Source organism: Mesorhizobium sp. M4A.F.Ca.ET.090.04.2.1 (assembly GCF_003999085.1).
Classification (GTDB): Bacteria; Pseudomonadota; Alphaproteobacteria; order Rhizobiales; family Rhizobiaceae; genus Mesorhizobium.
Map to the genome: position 1 here is coordinate 1 of NZ_RZOT01000386.1, position 5,875 is coordinate 5,875.

General features: G+C 66.5%; 5 protein-coding genes and 1 pseudogene. 3 read left to right on the forward strand and 3 right to left on the reverse strand.

All coding sequences use genetic code 11. From position 1 onward, the window contains the following. The 3 genes and pseudogenes from EN781_RS23425 to EN781_RS23435 form a co-directional block, all read left to right on the forward strand. A pseudogene (locus EN781_RS23425) lies at positions 1-101 on the forward strand (ribulose-phosphate 3-epimerase); the annotation flags it as partial. A gap of 275 nt (positions 102-376) precedes the next feature. After that, positions 377-1,123, forward strand: a complete 747-nt coding sequence (locus EN781_RS23430; RefSeq protein ID WP_126056919.1) for a GntR family transcriptional regulator — start codon at positions 377-379, stop codon at positions 1,121-1,123. Positions 1,124-1,208: 85 nt separating this feature from the next. Beyond that, positions 1,209-2,735: a malonyl-CoA synthase gene (locus EN781_RS23435; RefSeq protein ID WP_126056918.1), complete on the forward strand. Its 1,527-nt coding sequence runs from the start codon at positions 1,209-1,211 to the stop codon at positions 2,733-2,735. Between the two features lie 227 nt (positions 2,736-2,962). Here EN781_RS23435 and nagA read toward each other — a convergent pair whose 3' ends face one another. The 3 genes from nagA to EN781_RS23450 form a co-directional block, all read right to left on the reverse strand. After that, positions 2,963-4,120 (reverse strand): N-acetylglucosamine-6-phosphate deacetylase, encoded by a 1,158-nt coding sequence (gene nagA / locus EN781_RS23440; protein ID WP_126056917.1) that lies wholly within the window; start codon positions 4,118-4,120, stop codon positions 2,963-2,965. After that, positions 4,117-5,148 (reverse strand): SIS domain-containing protein, encoded by a 1,032-nt coding sequence (locus tag EN781_RS23445; RefSeq protein WP_126056916.1) that lies wholly within the window; start codon positions 5,146-5,148, stop codon positions 4,117-4,119. Before EN781_RS23445 ends, nagA begins: the two co-directional genes overlap by 4 nt. Then, positions 5,145-5,875, reverse strand: a 731-nt coding sequence (locus EN781_RS23450) for a GntR family transcriptional regulator (RefSeq protein WP_145965593.1), incomplete at its 5' end; no start/stop codon positions are given. The genes EN781_RS23445 and EN781_RS23450, both read right to left, overlap by 4 nt.

A 5,875-nucleotide genomic window follows, 5' to 3' on the forward strand; every position in this document is an offset into this window, starting at 1 on the left:
TGCTGGTGGCGGGCGCCGCCATCTTCAAGGGCGGCAGCGTCGAAGCCTATCGGGCCAATATCGAGGCGATCAGGACCGCGGCGGACCGAACCGCCGCCTGATCCTGGCCGTTGACCGTATCGCGGCGGGATACCCAGTCTGACTGATGGCCGAAATGAGTAGCTTCGCTGTTCAGCGCCCCAAGCGATGCAGGAAACTCAAGATTCTTTAGCCGACCGTTACTTCGGCGGGCCAGTGCGCTCTATCCTCTTTAAGTCGAATACCATCATCTTCCGCTTGAGGCTGCGAAGTGTGGCACGGTATAGTACGTGTATGGGATTGAGACTGCTTCGCAACAAGAACCAACAACAGGCCAAGGCAGGCAACAGGAGCCATATTGACATACGGAACCGCCGATCCGGGCGATGAAGGTGCCGGACCCAAGAGCACCCTCGCCAGCACGGTCTATCATCAGCTTCGGGACGATCTCCTGCGCGGTGTGCTGGAGACCGAAAGCAAGCTTCGGGTCGAATGGGTGGTTTCGCGATATGGTGCCGGCGCTTCGCCCGTGCGCGAGGCTCTCAACCGTCTCGCCTCCGAAGGTCTGCTTGGCCGCCACGACCAGCGCGGCTTCTTCCTCATGCCGGTCAGCGCCGAGGAGCTGGAGGAACTGACGCGCACCCGCTGCTGGCTTGAGGAGCGCGCGCTGCGCGAATCGATCGAACACCGCACCGGCGAGTGGGAGGAGCAGCTGGTGCTGGCCCTGCACCGCCTGGCGCGCGCCCAGCGCCGCATGCCGGAGGATCCCTCGTCGAACAATCCCGACTGGGAGAAGCTGCATCGGGCCTTCCATCGCGCGCTGATTGCGGGCTGCCGGTCACACTGGCTGGTCGGTTTCTGCGACCAACTTTCCGACCAGGCTTCCCGCTACCGGCTGATGTCGCAGCACGGCCTGGGAGACGAGCGCGACGATCTTGCCGAGCACCGCCAGATCGCCGAACGCACGCTCGATGGCGACGCCGATGGCGCGGTCGAGGCCCTGCTCAACCATTACCGGCTGACGGCGGCCAGGTGCATGGCGCGCTTCAGCCGGGACGATGATCCGAAGGTGAGTGCCGCCAAGGCGCACCGCGGGCGCAAATAGCTGCTCGTTCAGCCTCAAATCTGATATTCGCTCTGACCGAAACGATGCGAATTCAGGATTCGCCGCGCCATTCGCGGGAGCAACAATGAGCAATCACCTGTTCGACGCTTTTCGCGCCCGCGTCACGGCGCCGCAGCGGCTGCTTATGCGGACGGATGATGGGCGATCTCTCACCTATGGCGACATGCTGGCGCGATCGGCGCAGCTGGCGCATGCGCTGGTGCAATCCGGCGTGGCGCCGGGCGACCGCGTCGCCGTGCAGGTCGAGAAGAGCCCGGAAGCGGTGCTGCTCTACCTCGCTTGCCTGCGCGCCGGCGCCGTCTTCCTGCCGCTCAACACCGCCTACACGCCGCCGGAACTCCGCTATTTCTTTGGCGATGCCGAACCACGGCTGGTGGTCTGCGACCCGGCAAGGGCGGCCGATATCGCCCCGCTGGCGCAAGCGTCCGGCGCGGCGCTGGCGACGCTTGGCCAGCACGGCGACGGTTCGCTGCCGGAAAGCGCTTCCGGATATCAGGCGGATTTCAACGACGTGGCGCGCGGACCGGACGACCTTGCCGCGATCCTCTACACATCGGGCACGACCGGCCGCTCGAAGGGCGCCATGCTCAGCCACGAGAACCTTGCGTCGAACGCACATGTGCTGGTCGAGTACTGGCGCTTCACGTCCGATGACGTCCTAATCCATGCGCTGCCGATCTTCCACACGCATGGCCTCTTCGTGGCCACCAACGTCATCCTGATGGCCGGCGCCTCGATGCTGTTCGAAGCAAAATTCGACCCGGCCCGCATCATCGCGCTGCTGCCGCGCGCCACGGCATTGATGGGCGTGCCGACCTTTTATGTCAGGCTTCTGCAGCAGGAGGGCCTGGACGCCCAGGCGGCCAAGAACATCCGCCTGTTCATTTCCGGGTCTGCGCCGTTGCTGGCCGAGACGCATGCCGCCTGGCGCGAGCGCACCGGCCACGCCATCCTCGAGCGCTACGGCATGACCGAGACCAATATGAACACGTCCAACCCCTATGATGGCGAGCGGCGCGCCGGCACGGTCGGCTTTCCTTTGCCGGGTGTTTCGCTGCGCATCGCCGATCCAGACGGCAGCGGGTCGCTTGCTCAGGGCAAGGTCGGCATAATCGAGGTGAAGGGCCCGAACGTCTTTGCCGGCTACTGGCGGATGCCGGAAAAGACCACGGCCGAATTCCGTCCCGACGGCTTCTTCATCACCGGCGATCTCGGCCTCATCGACCGGGACGGCTATGTGCATATCGTCGGGCGCGGCAAGGACCTGATCATTTCCGGCGGCTACAACATCTACCCCAAGGAGATCGAAGGCGAGATCGATGCGCTTGCCGGCGTTAGCGAAAGCGCGGTGATCGGCGTCGCTCATCCGGACTTCGGCGAGGGTGTCACCGCGGTCGTGGTGCGCAAGCCGGGCTCGGCCATCGGCGCGGCCGACGTCCTTGACGCCATTGCGGGCCGGCTCGCCCGATACAAACATCCGAAGCAGGTGATCTTCGTCGACGAGTTGCCCCGCAACACCATGGGCAAGGTGCAGAAGAACGTTTTGCGCGAGACCTACAAGGATCTCTACGCAGCGGTTCGAGCCGGCTAATAGCTTCGTCATCCTAGGGCGAAGCAAGGTGCGAAGCGACGCGGCGTAGACCCTAGGATCCATGCCGAGACGCCAAGGCGTTGCAACGTTTACAGAATTCTGCACCGTTACACTTTACGTCACAGGTCACGGCATGGATCCTCGGGTCAAGCCCGAGGATGACGATGCGCGAAGGGTTCCGGCCAATTGCGAACGTTGGTTTCCCAATTGACGGTGGGATCGATGGCCTACGCCCCGAACAACTTCTTCCCGCCGATCCAGACGCTCTTCACGTCCAGATCCTCCGATAGTGCCACGATGTCGGCGGCGGTGCCGTTGGCGAAGCGGCCAAGCCGGTGCGCCTGGCCGATCGCCTCGGCCGGATAGAGCGAAGCCATGCGCAGTGCCTCGCCAAGCTCAAGCCCGACGCCGCGGTGCATGAAGCGCACGGCCGAGATCATGTCGAGATCGGCCCCGGCCAGCGTGCCGTCGGCCAGTCTGAGGCTGCCGTCCTTGCGGTAGATGGTGCGGCCGTTCAGCGTGAACGATGTCATGTCGGTGCCGATCGTCGCCATGGCGTCGGTGACCAGCACGATTTTCCCCGGCCCCTTCTTGGCGCGCAGCGCGATCGCCATGGTGGCGGGATCGACATGGATGCCGTCGGCAATGATGCCGGCCGACAGGCCGCCTGTGGCGATGGCGGCACCGGCCAGTCCTGGCTCGCGGTTGCCGATCTGGCTCATGGCGTTGAAGAGATGGGTCACCACCGTTGCGCCGGCGGCCGCGAAAGCGCTCGCCGTGACATAGGTGGTGTCGGAATGGCCGAGGCTGACGATGAGGCCGGCCATTGCCAGGGCCGTGACGCGCGCCGGCTCGACCGATTCGGGCGCGATCGTGGTCAGCAGCACGGGCAGGTCTTTCCGCGCCGCGATCAGCGCCGCCTGGTCCACGTCCGTCATCGGCCGGATCAGCGCCGGGTCATGCGCGCCCTTGCGGGCGACCGACAGATGCGGGCCCTCGAGATGCAGGCCGAGGAAGCCCGGCACCTTCTGCCGCGCCGCCGCGGCGCCGGCCGCGACGGCAGCCGCCGTGATCGCTGGCGTATCGGTGATCAGCGTCGGCAAAAGCGCCGTGGTGCCGAACGGGGCGTGCGCCCGGCAAATGGTCTCGATCGAGGTGACGTCGGGATGGTCGTTGAGCATGACGCCGCCGCCGCCATTGACCTGCAGGTCGACGAAGCCCGGCGCCAGCAGGCCGTCGGTCTCGATGCGATCGACACCGGCCGGAATGGCGCCGGCGGGGAGGATGGCCTCGACCAGGCCGCCGCTCACCACGAGGGCGGCATTGTCGTGCCAGTCGGCGCCGTCGAAGATGCGGGCGCCAGTGAGGGCGAAACGGTCGCTCATACGGTTTCCGTCACCTTGCGCAAATTGCGCGGCGTATCGGGGTCGAGGCCGCGATGGCGGGCAAAGGCCTCGACGAAGCCATAGAACGACACGATCAACGCCAGCGGATCGGTCAGCGGATGGCCGGTCGCCACATAGGGCAGGGCCCGTGCCTTGGTCGCCTTGCCGGATGTCACGAAGACGGCCGCGCCCTTGCCGGCCAGATTGTCGGCCGCCTCGGCGACCGACGGTTCGGAAGCGTCGCGGGCGGCGAGCGCCAGCACCGGAAAGCCCGGCCCGACCAGCGCCAGCGGTCCGTGCATGACCTCGGCCGCGCTGTAGGCTTCGGCATGCATGCCGCAGGTCTCCTTGAATTTCAGCGCCGCCTCGTTGGCCATCGCCGCCGACGGGCCGCGACCGAGGATGAACAGCGACCGCGGCGTCTCCAGTGGGCCGGCCAGCGCCATCCAGTCGCAGGCGATTGCCTTCTCGAAATGCTCGGGCAGGTGCGCCAATGCCGCAAGCAGCGCCTCGTCGCCGGTGCAATGCGCCATCAGCGCCAGGCCAGCGACGGCCGAATTGACGAAGGTCTTGGTCGCGGCGACGCTGCGCTCCGGTCCGGCGAGGATGTCGATGGCAAAGTCCGAGGCGCGCGCCAGCGGCGAATCGGCGGTGTTGGTGATGGCGACGGTGAGCGCGCCGCCGGCCCTGGCCGTCTCCGCCATGGCGACGATGTCGGGACTCTTGCCCGATTGCGAGATCGCCAGGCAGGCGGAGCCGGCGAGCCTCAGCCTGGCGCCATAGATCGAGGCGATGGACGGGCCGACCGAGGCGACGGCAAGGCCGGCGGTCAGCTCGACGGCGTATTTCATGAAGGTGGCGGCATGGTCGGATGAGCCGCGCGCGACGGTGACGACGAAACTCGGATCGCGCTCGCGGATACCGCGCCCGGCCTCGGTCAGCACCGCCGCCGAACCGTCGAGCAGGCGGGCGGTTGCTTCCGGGATCTCTTCGATCTCGCGCCGCATATGGGTGATGGTCGCGCTCATGGCCGGCTCTCCTCTCCCGGCCCGGTCAGCCGGAGTTCGGCGACGAAATCGTAAGCGTCGCCCCTGTAAATCGAGCGGGTGAATTCGATCACCTTGCCGCTCGCAAGATAGGAAATACGTTCGATATGCAGGCCGGCAATCCCGGGCGGCACTTCCAGCAGCCGCGCATCGCCATCGCCGAGATTCGCGGCGGAAATGCGCTGCACCGCCCGCACTGGCCGGTTGCCGGTCATTTCCAGTGCGGCATAGAGCGAAGTGCCGATCGCCTCGGGATCGGGCAGCACGCTGGCCGAGAGCGCGGCGCGCTCGATCGCCAGCGGCGTGTCGTTGGCGATGCGCAGGCGCGCCACCCGCGCTACCAGCTCGTTCGACGACAGGCCGAGGACCATCATCTCGTCAGGCGAGGGCGCATAAAGGCCACGGTCGAGCCAGGCCGAGCGCACCACCATACCGCGGCGCGCCATGTCCTCGGTGAAGGAGGTGAGCCTCGACAACGACTGCTCGACGCGCTCCATGCGCGGCGCCACGAAGGTGCCGGAGCCGTGGCGCTGGACTAGAATGCCGCCCTTGACCAGGTCTTGCACCGCCTTGCGCACGGTGACGCGCGAGATATCGGCCTTGCTGGCGATGTCGCGCTCCGACGGCAGCGCGTCGCCTGGCCCGATCAGGCCGCGATTGACCGCTTCCTCGATGCTCTTCCTCAGCTGCAGGTAGAGCGGCGCGCCGC

Coding starts and splice junctions, on each gene's coding strand:
- nagA (WP_126056917.1), bottom strand. CDS start 4,120: ATGAGCGACCGTTTCGCCCTCACTGGCGCCCGCATCTTCGACGGCGCC.
- EN781_RS23435 (WP_126056918.1), top strand. CDS start 1,209: ATGAGCAATCACCTGTTCGACGCTTTTCGCGCCCGCGTCACGGCGCCG.
- EN781_RS23445 (WP_126056916.1), bottom strand. CDS start 5,148: ATGAGCGCGACCATCACCCATATGCGGCGCGAGATCGAAGAGATCCCG.